Origin of the sequence: Kangiella sp. (assembly GCF_048265365.1) — a bacterium.
Lineage (GTDB): Bacteria > Pseudomonadota > Gammaproteobacteria > Enterobacterales > Kangiellaceae > Kangiella.
This window is the reverse complement of the sequence record NZ_JBLXBT010000001.1, coordinates 1,421,514-1,437,644: the sequence shown is the minus strand read 5'-3', so window position 1 is coordinate 1,437,644 and position 16,131 is coordinate 1,421,514. Positions and strand designations below refer to the sequence as shown.

Below are 16,131 nucleotides of genomic sequence, written 5' to 3'. Positions count from 1 at the left end.
AAAGAATGTATAATAACCGCATCGAATAAGACACGAGGTTAATATGGCTAAAAAGTGGGATGGAAACTTTATCAATCCATACGTTGAACACGGTGAGAAAAAAGACAAAGTAAAAAAAATTACGGTATCAATTCCTTTTTCGGTACTGAAAATATTGACTGATGAGAGAACTCGTCGTCAGGTTAATAACCTACGTCACGCAACCAATAGCGAACTGTTATGTGAAGCTTTCTTGCACGCTTATACGGGTCAGCCACTTCCAACTGACGATGACCTGAGAAAAGATAGAGATGATTACGTGCTTGATATGGAAGCTGAAGGAGAGAAAATTAAAAAGTAAAAAAGCCTCTATTAATAAAAAGGAGCAGAATTTTTCTGCTCCTTTTTTATGTACGAAAACAAACTGCTAACTTAACAATTCGTCATCGCTCCCTTCATTAATGCCCTCAAACAGAAAAGTACTCATATACCGCTCACCGGTGTCTGGAAGCATGGCTAAAATCGAAGAACCCTCTTCTGCTTCCTTTGCAGCCTCCAAAGCTGCGGCAAAGGTTGCTCCAGCTGAAATACCACAGAAGATTCCCTCTTCCTGAGCTAAAGCTAATGATGTATCACGCGCCAACTCGTCATCAATTGGAATAACCCGATCATAAATTTCCTGGTTCATAACATCAGCCACAAAATCTGGAGTCCAACCCTGAATTTTATGGGGCTGCCACTCTCTTCCAGCAAGCAAAGAGGCCCCAGCTGGTTCAGTAGCAATGATTTTAGTTTCTGGGCGCGCTACTTTAAGCACTTCACCAACTCCGGTGATAGTTCCTCCGGTGCCATAACCGCTGACAAAGTAATCTAGCCGTTTACCGGCAAAGTCCTGCAGGATTTCAGGCGCAGTGGTATTGCGGTGATACGCAGGATTGGCTTCATTCTCGAATTGGCGTGCTAAGAACCAACCTTTTTTCTCTGACAACTCCTTAGCCACCCTCACCATGCCAGTTCCACGCTCCGCTGCCGGAGTCAGAATGACCTTAGCCCCAAGAGCGCGCATAATCTTTCTGCGCTCAATAGAAAAGGTTTCAGTCATCACCGCCACGAAGGGATACCCCTTTGCTGCGCATACCATAGCCAATGCTATCCCAGTATTGCCTGAAGTCGCTTCGACCACGGTTTGACCAGGTTTCAACAACCCTCTTTGCTCCGCGTCGTTGATAATAGCGTAAGCGAGACGATCTTTGACTGAAGATAGCGGATTAAAAAATTCCGCTTTAACAAACATTTTTACATGGCTGGGGGCCAGTCGATTTATTCTGATAATCGGTGTATTACCGATAGTATCCAAAATGGAATCATGAATCATTTATACAACCTCTGTTTATAACTTAACGCTATTTATCTCAAAAAGACCGAGAGTTAAGCAATCGTATTAACAAGCTATTTTATATCTTAATAGACAAAGCCAGAGACAAATCTATGCATAATAAGGCCCAGAAGCTAATTATTTAGCATTATGCTCTAATAACTGTTGGTTATTAAGATACGGGAAAAAATTTCACAATATATCTCAGTGACATGTAAGATATTGCCTTTGCACATAAAGTGTGCTACTTTTCTTAGCCATTTAAACACTTAGACGTCTAAAATGAAACTGCAACAACTAAAATATTTGATCGCAATTGCTGATAATAACCTCAGTATTACCAATGCGGCTCAAAAAATATTCACATCACAGCCTGGGATCAGCAAGCAGCTAAGACTGCTCGAAGATGAGTTACAGACCAAAATCTTTGAGCGTAATGGCAAGCAGTTGGTAGGAATCACACAAGTTGGAAATGAAATACTTGGCCGTGCACGCAAGGTCATGCAGGAAATCAATAACATTAAACGACTGTCCAGTGAGTTAAGCCAAGACGACTCAGGGTGTTTTTCTATCGGAACGACGCAAACACAGGCTCAATATGTCTTACCGAGAACTTTTGCCGCATTCCACAAAGAGTATCCCAATCTTAAAATCGACCTGCAGCAAGGCACCACCGAGCAAGTTATTGAGCAGTTACGTAAGCAGGAGATTGATTTTGTGATTGCCTCTGGAGCAGCTGAGCTCGGGCCGGATATCGTTCAAATACCCTGCTACCAATGGGATCGTTCAATTTTGTTTCCTCAAGACCATGAACTGGGTGACTTAAGAAAAATCACCTTAGAAGACGTGGTTAAATATCCGCTGGTTACTTACAACTTTAGCGATAAAAGTTCGTCAAGCTTGATGCGTGCCTGTAAAAAAGAAAAGCTGGAGCCTAATATCGTATTTACAGCCCGTGATGCAGATATTATCAAAACATATGTTAGAAAGGGTTTTGGGGTTGGCATCATTGCCAATATGGCTTATGACCCACAGGCAGATAAGGATCTTATCAGCTATTCAACGTCTGAGATGTTACCACAATGTACAACATGGTTGGCGTTCCATAAAAACTTGTTCTTAAAGCAATACATGAAAGACTTTATTGCGCTGTTTGCACCACATATTTCACAGCAAGAGCTCATTCGCTATTTGTACAGTGAACACACATCATCCAAAGAGTTGTTGAACCGTTTTGAGACAAAAGCGCATAACCTTGCTGATTTACAATCAAGATTGGCTACGGCGTAACACTGCACCGATATAAGGTGCAGTGTTACCTTTTCAAAATATTGTAACTTGGTTAGCTTACTCTGTAGCAGGTTTCACGAACTTGAGGGTCATACGATCACTCTCACCGATTTCCAAATAAGTTTCACGATTTTCATCACCCAGCCTTAAGCTCGGTGGCAAGGTCCACACGCCTTTAGGATGATCGGTTGTATCTTTAGGGTTAGCGTTAATCTGTGACCGCTCCAGAAGCTTAAATCCAGCCTCTTCCGCAAGATCAATCACATACTTCTCATGCATATAACCCGAGCTAGCCTGTTCATCCTGCTTTAAACCAGTAGCTAAACGATGTTCAACAACCCCCAGGTAACCACCAGGTTTAACCGCATCATGCATTAATTTAAAAGCATTAAGTGCATCATCACGACCACCACGCATCCAGTTATGAACATTTCGGAAGGTGACCACTACATCAGCACTGTTGGCGGGCGCAATTGGCGTACTTGAAGTAGCATCAAAAACGGTTAACTCAACATTTGAATACAAGTCTGGATTAGCTTCTAGCTTCTCTTGGAAACCCTTTAAACTGTTACGATAGTACTCTACTTCAGAGTTCGGATCGAAATGAGCAGCATACAATTTGCCTTCAGCACCCAGCCAGGGAGCTAGCACCTCTGTGTACCAACCACCACCTGGTGAAACTTCAACTACCGTCATACCCGGTCTAATACCAAAGAACTTAATAGTTTCAGCAGGGTTACGATATTGGTTACGAGCTTTATTTGCATCGCTTCGATGCTGACCCTCAATAATCCCAAGCAAACTACTACCTGTTGTAGCATTCTTCTCAGTTTTGACTTCTTGCTCAGCCTTATTCGTTTCTACAGCAACCAGCTGGCTAGTTTCTTGCTCTGACTCAGCCTGCTCTTTTTGATCACCACAGGCAGTAATGCCCAAGCTGACAAGAACCGCTAAGCTTAAAGTTTTAATTTTGGTTTTCATAATTCCCCTTTGGTCTCAATGAATTAGCTCTCAGTTAAATATTACTTTTGATGTTTACTTGTATATCGTTAGCAAAATTTACCATTTTCTGTAAAGGGATCAATGCTTTTTCAGCTAAACCGTGATCAACGAAGATTTCATTATTATCACGATCGAAGACTTGCGACAAAAGTTGTAAGACATTCATCTTCATCCAAGGACAGTGTGCACAACTGCGGCAGGTTGCTCCTTCACCGGCTGTCGGAGCAATAATAAGTTCTTTTTCAGGCGCAGCCTGCTGCATTTTGTAGAAGATGCCTTTATCCGTAGCCACGATAACCTGTTTATTGGGTAACTCTTTAGCGGCTTTAATCAGTTGTGAAGTTGAACCCACAAAGTCAGCTAAATCAACAATGTTCTGTGGTGATTCGGGATGCACTAATACGGCAGCTTCTGGGTATAAAGCCATCGACTGCTCAAGGGCTTTAAATTTAAACTCGTCGTGTACGATACAGGCTCCTTGCCACAACAACATGTCGGCGCCCGTTTTCTGCTGAATATAGCGACCCAGATGCTTATCCGGCCCCCAGATAATCTTCTTGCCCTGCTCTGCGAGATACTCTAGCACATCTACCGCAATACTGGATGTCACAACCCAATCAGCGCGAGCTTTTACAGCAGCGGAGGTATTGGCGTAGACCACCACTTCACGGTCTGGGTGCTGGTCGCAAAATTCACTGAATGACTCAATAGGACAACCCAAGTCCAGAGAGCATGTCGCCTCCAGTGTCGGCATCAAAACGCGCTTTTCAGGGCTGAGAATTTTTGCCGTTTCCCCCATAAACTTAACCCCTGCGATAATCAAGGTTTCAGCTGGGTGACGTGCTCCAAATTTAGCCATTTCTAACGAATCACCAACAAAACCACCGGTTTCTTCAGCCAGAGACTGAATCTCAGGGTCAGTGTAATAATGAGCAATTAAAACGGCATTATGCTTTTTCAGCAGCTCAATAATCAGTGAACGGTGATGATTTTTCTCATCAGCAGACAGCTCAATGGGTGGCTTTGGGAATGGGACATCAATTTCAATGGGCGCTACAATAGAATTCATCGCCATATTGGGTGTTGCAGAATGGTCTCAGTATTATATAACAGTTAACCCCTAACTGATAAAGCTTTTCTAGTTATTTGGTTTTGCATTAAATTTAGCTATTGGTACAATCAATTCAACCTTAATTGCTCTCCTGCCCAAGGAATCTATGCGCTTTTACCTTCAAGGGTACCGAACAGACCATTCAACTTCTAAACAAGTTGTCAAAAGACTTATTGTTAATAGCCTGATGGTAATGGTTTTAACTCTGTCATTGAGTTCCTGCTCAGATGATCCCGAACCCGAGCAAGCCCCGGTAACGAAAGTATCCTTGCCACAAAATCCGAGCCAGGACTACGACTACCAGTTAAATGGTGTCCAGATACAAGACCATTACATGTGGCTGAATCAAAAAACACCACAGCGCACAGAATGGATGGAGCAACAGACGGGACTAGTCAGCGAATATTTTTCCGCGATAGGGAGTGATTTAAACGAAGACCAAACACCACAAGAAATATTCAATCATCTCTATCCACAGCAATATGTAAACAAGTTTTTTTATATTAAAGAAAGCACCCTTAAGTCAAGCAATGTTATTGCCATTTATGACAGTATAAAAGAAGTTGAAACAGAGTTAGGAAAGCTACCGGACAACCAACGGGTTGTAGGCACGTCACTCTCTCCAGAAGGACGTTTTTTTGCTGTCCAGACCCAAAACCGGCAAGAGTTTTATCGTTGGTATATTTTTGATTTGGCACAACGAAACTTTCACTCTTACCGCTTGCCGGCGACCCACCTTCAAACCGAGTTCAACTGGCTTGATGGATTCAATCGCTTTATTTACCAAACTGACCAGCAGGTTCACTATCTAAACCTGGGCCAAGGTCCTGACTTTAGCCTGCCATTATTTGATTTAAACGATCATATGGATGATGCAGAGCAATGGCAGATTAATGCGAAGCTTACCGATGATAATCGCTACCTTTTAGTCACTGCAAAGCACCTGATTAATACATCCGATCAGCTTTGGGTCTTACCAATTACTGAATCAGGTGAAATACAATCAGCCATCAGCTTGGCAAAGAATACCCGCGCAAGTCTAAACTTTGTGGGCAATATCAATGAGACATTTTATTTCCATACTAACCTAGTCGCTCCACGCTGGAGAATAATATCTATCAACCTAAACCAACCCTCACGTCGGGACTGGAAAGAAGTTGTTTCCCAGCAAAATGAACTGCTCATATCAGCCCAGCTAATTGATAACCGATGGTTATTACATTATCTCAATAATACACAACAAAAAGTCTATGATTCGCAACTCAATGGCAGCGCCAAAGAAGAGATTAAAGTTACACCTAATAGTAATTTGATCATACAGCGCCCAAAAACGATGGTTAATCGTCGGTTAAGTTCTCTCGCTACCATCAGCAGTTTCCAGCATCCAGCTAGAATTTTTGCAATTGATACCCAGACGCGAAAGCTTTCAAACAGCCTGTTACCGCTTGAAGAAACCTCTGACCTGGTATCCGAAACAGTCTTTTACCGATCATCCGATGGCAGTCGAATCCCTTTGACGTTGACATATCACGAGGAGATTTCTAAAGATGGTGAAAACCCAACCTTACTAATTACTAACCAGGGATTTGGTCATATTCAACTACCCTACTACTCTCCATTTTTTACTGACTGGTTATCTAAGGGAGGCGTTATTGCCATTGCTCATATTCGAGGCGGTGGTATATATGGTGAAAGTTGGCGTCAATCTGTCGGCGGCCAAAAGCATGCCAGAGCGGTCGAAGATATTGTGTCCGCCGTTGACTGGCTTGCCAATAATAACTTCTCAAAGAGGCAGTACATTGCAGCTTATGGTGAACGTTTTGCTGGTAGTTTATTGATGGAGGCAGCTATTCACGCTCCTCAGAATTTCAGAGCATTGGTGTTAAAAAATATCGAAGCTAATTATCTTAATAAGCTGGAAGAGAAAGATCCTTATTGGATGAAGGAGTTTATGCTTAATAGCGATCAAGCATCAACGGAATGGTTTCTGGCTGTCAGTCCTTATCACAGGCTTACCAACAAGAACTATCCTGCTGCACTTATCATTGATGATGGCAATGAAGCCGCTGTCAGCAACTATAAAACATTAGCAAAGTGGCAGAATCTTCAGCTATCGCCGCGTCCGATTTTATTGCTGAACAGAGATATTGCCTCAGAACTGAATGATGAACAAGACTTTGAACTCATTATTCTAGAAGCAATAAAGCACTTCCTTAGTAATGAATTACGAGCCAGCAAATCGGAACAGCAAGCTCAACCTTAGAGCTTGCTGTTCCCGAGGTTTGCTATCGCTAGTTAGCTAACTCGCTTAAGAATGCAGGATCAAGCTCCCGAATTTCTTCTTGGCAAGTAATCCCCTCTTCTTCCAGAAGATCTAGAATAGGAAGGTAAATATCTTTAGTCATAGGCAGGATAATGCCTTTTCGATCTATCTTGCCATCAGCGATAAGCTGGCATGCTATCGCAGCAGGATAACCAACCGTTTTAGACATCGCAGAATAGCCTCCCACTTGACCAAACTCTTGCAAGGTCGAAGCGATATGGTAACGACTACCGTCAGCTTTTTCGATTTCAAACTTGTGCTGAAGCAGTACCATGTCGACCTGGTCTTCATGATAATTTAATTTCTGCACTAGCAAGTTACAAAAGGCGTCAATAGGGCCTGCAAAATCACCGGTTGGCTTTTCTGAGAAACAACCTATCCAGCCCAAGCCACGCCATGCTGACTCAGATAGTCTAGTTTTAATTGGCTCAAAGTTATCCACGCCATTGATCTGGCAGATATAATCAGCCCAAATGGTATCACCCGTCGGCACATCAGATTCAGCTTCCAATAAGTTCAGGTCTTTGGCTGCTTGAATAATCTCGCAGAAACCAGAGTATCGGAATGTGCCACGAATAATATCTTCTGCTTCAGGAATTCCATAGATTTCCTGATAACCGGTCGAATCACGGTTAGGATAACCTTCAAGATTTAAACCATTAGCCTGCAAGGGCTTAGCCCACTTCAACAGCTCTTGTGCAACAACCCTTTCAACCTTGCCATTATGCAAAAATAGCGCATCATTAAGTAACGCGAGCAAGACACCTTTCGGGGCCCATGAGAATTTATAACCCAGAGGATTATCGTTAGCTTGTGGTGATGGCAAACCACCACACCAAGATACGAAGCTTATAACTTTTTCGTTATCAGCGTGCGCCTGATCAATAATTTTCATCGCGCTTAAGTGATCAATGCCCGGATCTAAACCGATTTCATTCAAGATAGTGACGCCAGCATCCAAAGCATCCTGTTTCAGCTCTCGCATCGCCGGGGATTCATAACTGGCTGTCACCATATTCTTTCCCTGTGCAATCGATGCTTTAGCTATCACCGCATGAAGAGTCGCCGGTACCAGACTCACAACCAAGTCATAGTCAGCTATTAACGGTTCAATTTGTGCCTGATTGGTCACATCAGCCTGCACCGCATCCACTCCCGGAAACTTATTCGCCAAAGCTTGGGCTTCTTCAAGAATATGGCTGACTACTGTTACAGAATTATCAGAACGACGTAATAAATATTCCACTAAAGGTTCGGCAACAAATCCTGCACCGAATACTAAAAACTTAGCCATGCTACTACCTTAATTTTTTAACTAATTGATACAGTGGGTTTAGCAGGGTTTGCCCCAATAAGTAACTCCGGTCACCTGACCAGCCAGTTTCTCTGTTTGGTAAATTTGCATTATCTTTAAATGGCATTTCCAGAGTTAACGATAAACATTTAAACTCTTCTCCAACCCAGGCATTGGCAACGGTTAAGTTGGCCCGACCCGGCTCATCTTTGTCATAGCCGAATTCTGTCTGAAAATCCGGATTAACAGATTTCAAGATAAGACTAAACTCTTCTTCCAAATACTTTAAGCGCTCATCATAGCTCGGAATACCTTCGCAGCCGGCCACAAAAACATAAGGCAAGCCTTCATCACCGTGCAAATCTAAAAAGGCATCGACACCGATTTCCTTCATTTTATTGCGCACATGATAAACCTCAGGGCTATTCTCAACAGTTGGGTTTTGCCATTCACGATTAAGATTCGCTCCAGCAGCGTTAGAACGCAAATTCCCTCGTATGCTGCCATCGATATTCATATTTGGCACCACATAAAATACAGCATCCTGTAACAAGCTTTGCGATAAAGCATCATCTTCATTCAATAAACGCTCCACCAAACCTTCAGCACACCACTCTGCCATGGTTTCGCCAGGATGTTGGCGCGCTGTCACCCAAATCTTACGCTCACGACTTTCGTCACCAATAATCAGCAAATCAATATCATGACCATCAACCGTCTGGCCTAAAACAATGTGTTGAGAAAGTTCTGAGTGTTGAGCCTGATGAATCAAGCTTAAATGCCGTTGATAAGAATAAGGTTCAAAGTAGGCAAAGAAGATCGTAGATTGTTCTAATTGGTGTGAAAATGCTAAGGGTTTACCGTCACTAAACTGAGTATGGACTCGGAACCAATAGTCTCCATCATAAGATGCGACAACTTGGTAGTCCTTCCAGCCATCAACATAAGAACACTCTTTAGCATTAGTGATTTCAAAATTATAGGTTTTGCCAATTTCCCCATGTGCACGGAAATGGAACCATTGTTTAAATTCAGAATTAGAATCATTTCTGATAGCTAGTTTTATTGCTTTGCTGTCACTAGCATCAATCACCTCAATATTGCCACTATCAAATAAGCAATTGATATTCATTAATTTCTACCTTAATTTGTTCAAAAAAACCACACCTCAAAACTGTGTAGCCCAAAATACTAGAAAGGGGCCACAAAGGCCCCTTTCGCAAACGATGTAGAGAATTCTACATTTGTGGCGCAGGAATTGAAATAGGCAAAGTGGTGTTAAATGACTCTTCCGGTAACTCTTCTGGCATTGCAGGATATGGCACCGCATCAAACAAGGCACTCATTACTGCGTCATCCAGAATTTTCTCACCAGAACTGGAAACCAGGCTACCACCAACCAGCTCGCCATCACGATCAACTTCAAGCTGAATGGTTACTTCACCATGTGTACGGCCTTTACGTGGATTCAATAAGGCTGACTTACCATGACGACGCATAATTTCTTGAACCGGATATTGGAAGAAAGGAACGTAATGCGAGCGAATAGCTGCATTATAACTGCTTCTCATAGCTGCAAGCTCTTCTTCAGTCGGTCCAGCAGGAACCTCCTCCACTACAGGTTGTTTAACTTCTTGCTTAGGTTCCGCTTCTTTCTCTTGCTGTTGTTGAGCCTGCTCTTGAGCTTGTTGTTGTTCTCGCTCAGCTGCTAACTCAGCTTGACGCTGTCTCTCTTCTTCACGCTGCATACGCTCTTCTTCTTCACGCTGCATACGCTCTTCTTCTTCACGCTGCATACGCTCTTCCTCTGCTTTGGCAGCTTGTGCAGCCTGATCAAACAAAGAAACACGGCTCGATGCAGGGCTTATCGAAGAAAACTTAGCCAATAGGTCAGAATAATTAACTGCTGACTGACTACCCAGAATAGAATCTTTAAATTCTGAAGATGGAGGTCTTTCACCTATCCATGTATTGAGCATTAGCGGGAAAATATCTTCATCAATAGTATTCACAACAGCACCATTGATCTGAATAACGGTCCCCTGACCAGGTACAAAATCAATATTAATAGTATCGCCAGCAGCAAAATCCTGCCCCAGTGTATCGGCCAGCTCACGCACACCTTTAGCGTTTTCCAACACTAAAGAGGCTTCGTTATTATTTTTAATGCGTTCAATCCAGAATCTTTTCAAACGGCGCCCAGGCAATTCATCAGCCAAAACTTTAATCTGCATTCTCTTGAGCATCGGAGAGTTTATAATCTCTTCTGGATCATCGGATTTGCTACTTAAATATAAACCATTGAGGAACCATTCCTGACGCAGTTCACTATGAACAGCAAGACCGTTCAGTTGTAGAGTGGAGCCCTCAACGTTAATCTGCTCAGCAGCCTTAACAAGGCCAGAACCACCTGAAATAGCTATAAATAGTAGTGTCGATAAGAATAATGTTACTTTTTTCATGTTTGTACAGCCGTAATGCGTGAAAAGTTAATATGCCAAATGATGAACCAACTATGTCAAATTTTATGACACAGTTCATACTGTAAGAGATTAGCAGTTAAATGCAAGCATGACAATAATTAACTAACCGATTGATTTTAAAGATTATTTATTTAGAGGTGGCACATTTAGAGTAAAACTGTGTTACCATCGATCGATACAAATCTAAAAATACTTTAGATATTTAAGGCAAAGCATTGACCTGGCAGGCTAAATCAGGCAATTTAATGCCTACTTTTACTGGGTGTACACTTAAAAACTACAAATCAATGTCGCAAACTATTTTACTTGTAGAAGATGATGACAAACTAGCTTCCTTGGTAGCAGAGTTTCTTGAAAGCAATGACTATCAGGTTCAAATTGAAGCTAATGGTTCCAAAGCCATCGATCTTATTATAGAACAGCAGCCTAGAGCTGTTATCCTTGATGTCATGTTGCCTGGCGCAGACGGTTTAACTGTTTGCCGGACTGTCCGCCCGCAGTACAGTGGCCCAATTTTAATGCTGACTTCGATGAGCGATGATATTGATGAGGTAGCAGGCCTTGAAACAGGCGCTGATGACTATCTCTCAAAACCCGTCAAATCTCGTGTTTTGCTAGCTCACCTTCGTGCTCTTCTTAGACGAGTGGAAGTTTCAGAAGCTATTGAAAACAGCACAGACTTTATCCACGCAGGCAAGGTCAAGATAAACCCACAAAACCGTACTGTCATTTCAGATGGTCAAGTCGTGCACCTTACCACCGCCGAGTATAATCTTTTGTGGTTGCTAGCAGAGCGCTCCGGTGAAGTGGTAAGCCGAGAAGAGTTACATCGTAAAACATTCCGCCTGGAATATGATGGCACCGACCGAAGTATTGATTTGCGAATTTCACGACTTCGCAAAAAACTGGGAGACGACCCCAAATTGCCTTACATCATTAAAACCATCCGCGGTGAAGGCTATTTACTGACCAAATGATCCGAAAAATATTTGCCCCACTACTCGTACTCATCGTAGCCAATATATTGGGCGGAACCTTTGTTTATTACGTTTACTTTCCATGGGTTTTTGACATCGGAGAGAAAGAGGTCAAAGACAGCATTACCTCCGATGCCCGAGAACTTAATTTCAGATTATCCATCCTTGATTACAACCATTCTCCACAGACTATTGCTCGGGCTGAATACGAATTAGAAACTAAGATCACTTCTGAAAAACTATCTGATCTAAACCTTGATAAAAACATTAAGGACGAACTCAAACAGAATCGGTATCTGGTCTATATGAGTGGAGAGGATGGGCCTATTGGACTGGTAATCTTAAATGATAACGAGTCCATTCTGAAGCTTGGCCCCTATGACGCCCCCTATTACTATGTCACAGTTAGAGACTGGTTTGTCTATGCTTTTGTGCTACTTCTACTGAATGGTTCAATCCTGTACGGCTTACACTATTTAAACCAAAGAAATCTGCGCCCTGCCAGCTATGCCTTAGATAAAGTTCAATTTGATGGCCTCGATCTCGAAAGGCAAGAGTATGCAGTGCAAGATTTAGCGACTAATATTCCCAAGCTGGTTGAACACATCAACGACTTACGTAAAGAGCATCAGCAAAGTCTCTATAATCAGAGAGACTTGATGCATGCGGTAGCTCATGAGTTCCGAGGCCCAATGGCACGTCTTAGTTTTGCCCTGGATCTATTCAACGACAAAACATCGGAAGCTCGCAAAGAAAAGTTAACCACTGATATGCACGACGCTTTAGATGAGCTGGATGCTCTGGTTCGTGAAGTATTGGGTTATTCAAGATTAAAGCATGGCCAGCACCCTTTACAGCTATCTGAATTCAATATTAAAGAACTGACTGAAGATGTATGTGACAAGGTTAAAACCATCCATAACAATAAACAGTTTGTTATCTATAGCCAGCCGAATCAAGGAAGCGTACTGTACGCTGATAAAAATTTGATTGAGCGAGCACTGATCAACTTGGTCAGAAATGCAGCCCGCTTCTCTATTTCAACCGTTCAAATCAATCTAACCGAATATAACGAGTCTATCGATATCCAAGTGGAAGATGATGGTCCCGGAATTCCTCCTGGTAAACGCAAGAGAATTTTTGAGCCCTTTACGCGCCTCGACTTCAGTCGCAACAGGGACTCTGGCGGCGCAGGTCTAGGCCTGGCGATTGCTAAAGGTATTGTTTCACGCCACCACGGAAAAATTTGGGCAGAAGATAGTCGCGCACTCAACGGTGCCCTGTTCACCATTTCCATGCCACTGAAACAACTTGATGACGCAGAGAACAACGATCACAATCAAGAAGGTGATATCAGCTAATATAAGCTTTGATAGATTACGCTATGGATGGTGTTAAACACTAGGTGTTATGCAGATTGAGCCATGCCTGAGGATGTAAGGTTAAGTTCCTGCCAATCAAAACCTAACTCCTGTTCAGCAATTTTTAATCGCTCAGTCGGCCAGCTCAATGTTTCAGCTAATAACTCACAGACCAGCTTTGGACAATTGTTTTTCTCACTTAAATGTGTAGCAATAACTAATTGCAGTGAATCACGATCCATCTGCTGTAAAAGCTCTATCGCCTGACGATTACTCATATGCCCCATTTTACCGGCAACCCGTTGTTTTAGACTCTCTGGATAAGAACCACTCCACAACATCTCTTCATCATGATTACATTCAAGTAATATGCCGTGGCATGGTGTCAATTGCTCAACAATTTTCGGAGTAAAGCATCCCAAATCAGTGAGTATAGCAAGCCTTAGCTCATCTTGAGTAAAGACAAACTGACAGGGTTCACGCGCATCATGTGGAACCGACAAAGGGGTCACATTTAAACTTCCAACTGAAAAAGGTTGAAAGCCCTCAATCAGATTCAACTCTGGCAAATTGCCACACTTTCCTGACAATAAGCTGCCTCTTGTCGACCATACCGGAATCGAAAATCGACGACTCAAAGCACCAACACCACTAATGTGATCCTGGTGTTCATGTGTCACTAAAATACCATCGATTTGATTAGGCTCTATATTTAGGCGCGGGAGTCGTTTGAGAACTTCTTTGACAGTGAAGCCACAGTCAACCATGACTGTAACTTCACCATTTGATACGAGGGTTGCATTGCCTTTACTTCCAGAACCAAGCGATGCAACTTTTAACTTGCTATTGTTTTCCACGGCTTTTGAAGCTTGCTGCAAACTCCGGGTAAATTTTTGTAACTACATTGGCGTCTAACAAGTTACCTTCTTCATCTTTAAAGGTCATGCTAATACCGGAAGCTGTTGAGGCCAAATGAATCTGATAATCACCAGGTTCCATCTCTACTTTAGGATTGGTTTCATCATCACCCCATAACCAGGCCCAAAAGCCAGTTTCAGGTTCTTTAACATTAAAGTAATAGATACCTGCAGATTGGTCACGATCTGAAACTGATAGGTTCAAGTCTTCTAAGACACTTGGTAAGTGCTCCCAAATCGCCATAAATTCACGTTCGGCCGTTAATGCCATCTGCCCTTGATCATTGGTGCCTAAACTCACGCTAATCGTTCCTTCATCAAGAATACGCTCTCGCGCCTCTTGGGTTCGCTCGGTATCGTAGAAACCTAAAAATGCATTAAGGAACTGGCTGGCGACTGTTTTTGATGTTTTCATGGTCACCCACTTATCATCAACCAGACGCTGGCTCTGTGTATTACGAGCCTGAACAGCGACTTCATTTGCATTCTGACCTATAACTTCTAAGGTCACCTTATGGCGCTGGCCATCAAGGTTGTATGAGCCTATATACTGAGAAAATATCTCTTCATCTTCATCGCTAATCCAGTCCGAGCTGATTTGCTTATCCGTTGCTGCATTAATGGGGATATTTTTTTGTGTCATAAAACGCGAAACATAATCCATGAATGGCGTGTCCTGATGGCGAACCCAAACGGTAGGATGAGGCTGCTCCGAATCTTCCCGTACACCATCACCACCAACCAATAATAGTTGCGGAGGATCAAGGCTCAATTTCTTACCCTTAGCATCACGATTGGTAATAATGACACCTTCCGGAACACGATAGCGATCCTCAACCTCAATTTGTTTTGCATTTGGCGGAGTTTGTAACTCAGGGCCTTGCTGACTTTTCATGTAGCGGTCATCAATATCTTCTGTTCCATCTTTTGCAGAAAACCAACTACATGAGGATACAGTGGCTAAAGAACTTATAATAATCAGTGTTTTATATTTATTTAATGTCGACATTCGCTTGTTCCAACGCTTCTAATACTTGTGAATGGTACTGTTCAGCCAATACAGTCAATGGCAATAAAATGGTTTCTTGGCATTTACCCATTTTCGCCAATGCCCATTTAACCGGAATCGGATTTGCCTCTACAAACAAATCCTGATGTAGAGCTGACAGTTTTTCATTAATAACAGTGGCTTGCTTCCATTGCTCTGCTTTGGCCAGCTCACACATCTTGCTCATCAGTGCAGGAGCAGCATTCGCGGTAACAGAAATCACACCATGACCGCCCAACTTCATGAACTCCAAAGCTGTAGCGTCATCACCACTTAATAGGGTGATTGGAGTCTTGCATAGCCGATTTAGTTCCTCAACTCGGGATAAATCGCCAGTTGCTTCTTTTATCGCCACAATATTTTCAATCTCGGCAAGGCGAGCAACTGTCGCAGGCAGTAAATCGCACGCTGTACGACCTGGAACATTATAGAGGATAATCGGTAGCTTAGTGTTCTCAGCAACTGCTTGATAGTGCTGAAACAGCCCTTCTTGGCTAGGTTTGCAATAATAAGGGGTCGCCACCAAGACAGCATTCACGCCCATAGCTTCGGCCTGCTGAGTTAAGGCAATGGTCTTCTTGGTGCTGATTGAACCAGTTCCGGCTATGACAGGTACACGACCTGCAACCTGCTTTACCGTCAAGCGAATCGCAGCCTCATAATCTTTGCTATCGACAGTCGCTGACTCGCCTGTAGTGCCCATAATGACTATACCGTCGGTACCCTCATCAATATGCCACTCGATAAGCTCTTCCAATGCCTTTTCATCAAGAGAGCCATCCGCCTGCAAGGGACTGATAATCGCTACAATGCTACCTGAAAACATGAATTAATCCTTAAGGCTCAGCCTTGTTTGCGGGCTATGTTAGCCAGCGAGGCCAGTAAAAACAAGCAAAATCACAAAAAAGGCGGGATTGCTTGCGACAATTTTTTTTCTGACGTAAAGTGATAATGAAAACGATAAAAAAGAC

Annotated in this window: 14 protein-coding genes; 5 read left to right on the top strand and 9 right to left on the bottom strand. The window is 42.8% G+C overall.

The genetic code is table 11. The features are described 5' to 3' along the window. The first annotated feature begins 43 nt into the window (after positions 1 to 43). Positions 44 to 340: a met regulon transcriptional regulator MetJ gene (metJ, locus tag ACN0VI_RS06695; protein ID WP_331892474.1), complete on the top strand. Its 297-nt coding sequence runs from the start codon at positions 44 to 46 to the stop codon at positions 338 to 340. Positions 341 to 406: 66 nt separating this feature from the next. Here metJ and cysK read toward each other — a convergent pair whose 3' ends face one another. Next, complete coding sequence (cysK, locus tag ACN0VI_RS06690; protein WP_417446207.1) at positions 407 to 1,354, bottom strand: cysteine synthase A; 948 nt, start codon at positions 1,352 to 1,354, stop codon at positions 407 to 409. A 282-nt stretch (positions 1,355 to 1,636) separates the two neighbouring features. On the opposite strand from cysK, the gene ACN0VI_RS06685 reads away from it, so the two are divergent. After that, positions 1,637 to 2,644, top strand: coding sequence for a LysR substrate-binding domain-containing protein (locus ACN0VI_RS06685; protein WP_331889703.1), 1,008 nt, complete (start codon positions 1,637 to 1,639; stop codon positions 2,642 to 2,644). 57 nt (positions 2,645 to 2,701) lie between these two features. On the opposite strand, the gene ACN0VI_RS06680 is transcribed toward ACN0VI_RS06685, so the two are convergent. Both ACN0VI_RS06680 and nadA read right to left on the bottom strand, forming a co-directional pair. After that, positions 2,702 to 3,625 (bottom strand): methyltransferase domain-containing protein, encoded by a 924-nt coding sequence (locus ACN0VI_RS06680; RefSeq protein WP_331889701.1) that lies wholly within the window; start codon positions 3,623 to 3,625, stop codon positions 2,702 to 2,704. Positions 3,626 to 3,659: 34 nt separating this feature from the next. Further along, positions 3,660 to 4,721, bottom strand: a complete 1,062-nt coding sequence (nadA, locus tag ACN0VI_RS06675) for a quinolinate synthase NadA (protein ID WP_331889699.1) — start codon at positions 4,719 to 4,721, stop codon at positions 3,660 to 3,662. Between the two features lie 142 nt (positions 4,722 to 4,863). Between nadA and ACN0VI_RS06670 the strand changes: the two genes are divergently transcribed. Continuing rightward, on the top strand, positions 4,864 to 7,020 hold the full coding sequence (locus ACN0VI_RS06670; protein WP_417446206.1) for a prolyl oligopeptidase family serine peptidase: 2,157 nt from the start codon (positions 4,864 to 4,866) through the stop codon (positions 7,018 to 7,020). Between the two features lie 28 nt (positions 7,021 to 7,048). Here ACN0VI_RS06670 and ACN0VI_RS06665 read toward each other — a convergent pair whose 3' ends face one another. From ACN0VI_RS06665 to ACN0VI_RS06655, 3 genes are all read right to left on the bottom strand, one after another. Then, positions 7,049 to 8,374, bottom strand: coding sequence for a saccharopine dehydrogenase C-terminal domain-containing protein (locus tag ACN0VI_RS06665; protein ID WP_417446205.1), 1,326 nt, complete (start codon positions 8,372 to 8,374; stop codon positions 7,049 to 7,051). A gap of 4 nt (positions 8,375 to 8,378) precedes the next feature. Further along, entirely contained in the window at positions 8,379 to 9,506 is a 1,128-nt protein-coding gene (locus ACN0VI_RS06660; RefSeq protein WP_417446204.1) for a M14-type cytosolic carboxypeptidase, read from the bottom strand. Between the two features lie 106 nt (positions 9,507 to 9,612). Then, on the bottom strand, positions 9,613 to 10,836 hold the full coding sequence (locus tag ACN0VI_RS06655; RefSeq protein ID WP_417446203.1) for a TonB family protein: 1,224 nt from the start codon (positions 10,834 to 10,836) through the stop codon (positions 9,613 to 9,615). Positions 10,837 to 11,102: 266 nt separating this feature from the next. On the opposite strand from ACN0VI_RS06655, the gene ACN0VI_RS06650 reads away from it, so the two are divergent. Both ACN0VI_RS06650 and ACN0VI_RS06645 read left to right on the top strand, forming a co-directional pair. Continuing rightward, positions 11,103 to 11,834: a response regulator gene (locus ACN0VI_RS06650; RefSeq protein ID WP_417446202.1), complete on the top strand. Its 732-nt coding sequence runs from the start codon at positions 11,103 to 11,105 to the stop codon at positions 11,832 to 11,834. Continuing rightward, on the top strand, positions 11,831 to 13,195 hold the full coding sequence (locus tag ACN0VI_RS06645) for an ATP-binding protein (protein ID WP_331889686.1): 1,365 nt from the start codon (positions 11,831 to 11,833) through the stop codon (positions 13,193 to 13,195). Before ACN0VI_RS06650 ends, ACN0VI_RS06645 begins: the two co-directional genes overlap by 4 nt. A gap of 47 nt (positions 13,196 to 13,242) precedes the next feature. Here the strand turns inward: ACN0VI_RS06645 and ACN0VI_RS06640 are convergent, their stop codons facing one another. Genes ACN0VI_RS06640 through dapA form a run of 3 tightly spaced genes read right to left on the bottom strand, consistent with a single transcriptional unit; the run spans position 13,243 to position 15,986 of the window. Continuing rightward, a complete protein-coding gene (locus tag ACN0VI_RS06640; protein ID WP_331889684.1) occupies positions 13,243 to 14,052 on the bottom strand; it encodes an MBL fold metallo-hydrolase in 810 nt (269 codons plus the stop codon). Beyond that, a complete protein-coding gene (gene bamC / locus ACN0VI_RS06635) occupies positions 14,039 to 15,121 on the bottom strand; it encodes an outer membrane protein assembly factor BamC (RefSeq protein ID WP_331889682.1) in 1,083 nt (360 codons plus the stop codon). The genes ACN0VI_RS06640 and bamC overlap by 14 nt, the downstream gene beginning before the upstream one ends. Beyond that, complete coding sequence (gene dapA, locus ACN0VI_RS06630) at positions 15,105 to 15,986, bottom strand: 4-hydroxy-tetrahydrodipicolinate synthase (RefSeq protein ID WP_331889680.1); 882 nt, start codon at positions 15,984 to 15,986, stop codon at positions 15,105 to 15,107. The genes bamC and dapA overlap by 17 nt, the downstream gene beginning before the upstream one ends. Positions 15,987 to 16,131 lie beyond the last annotated feature (145 nt).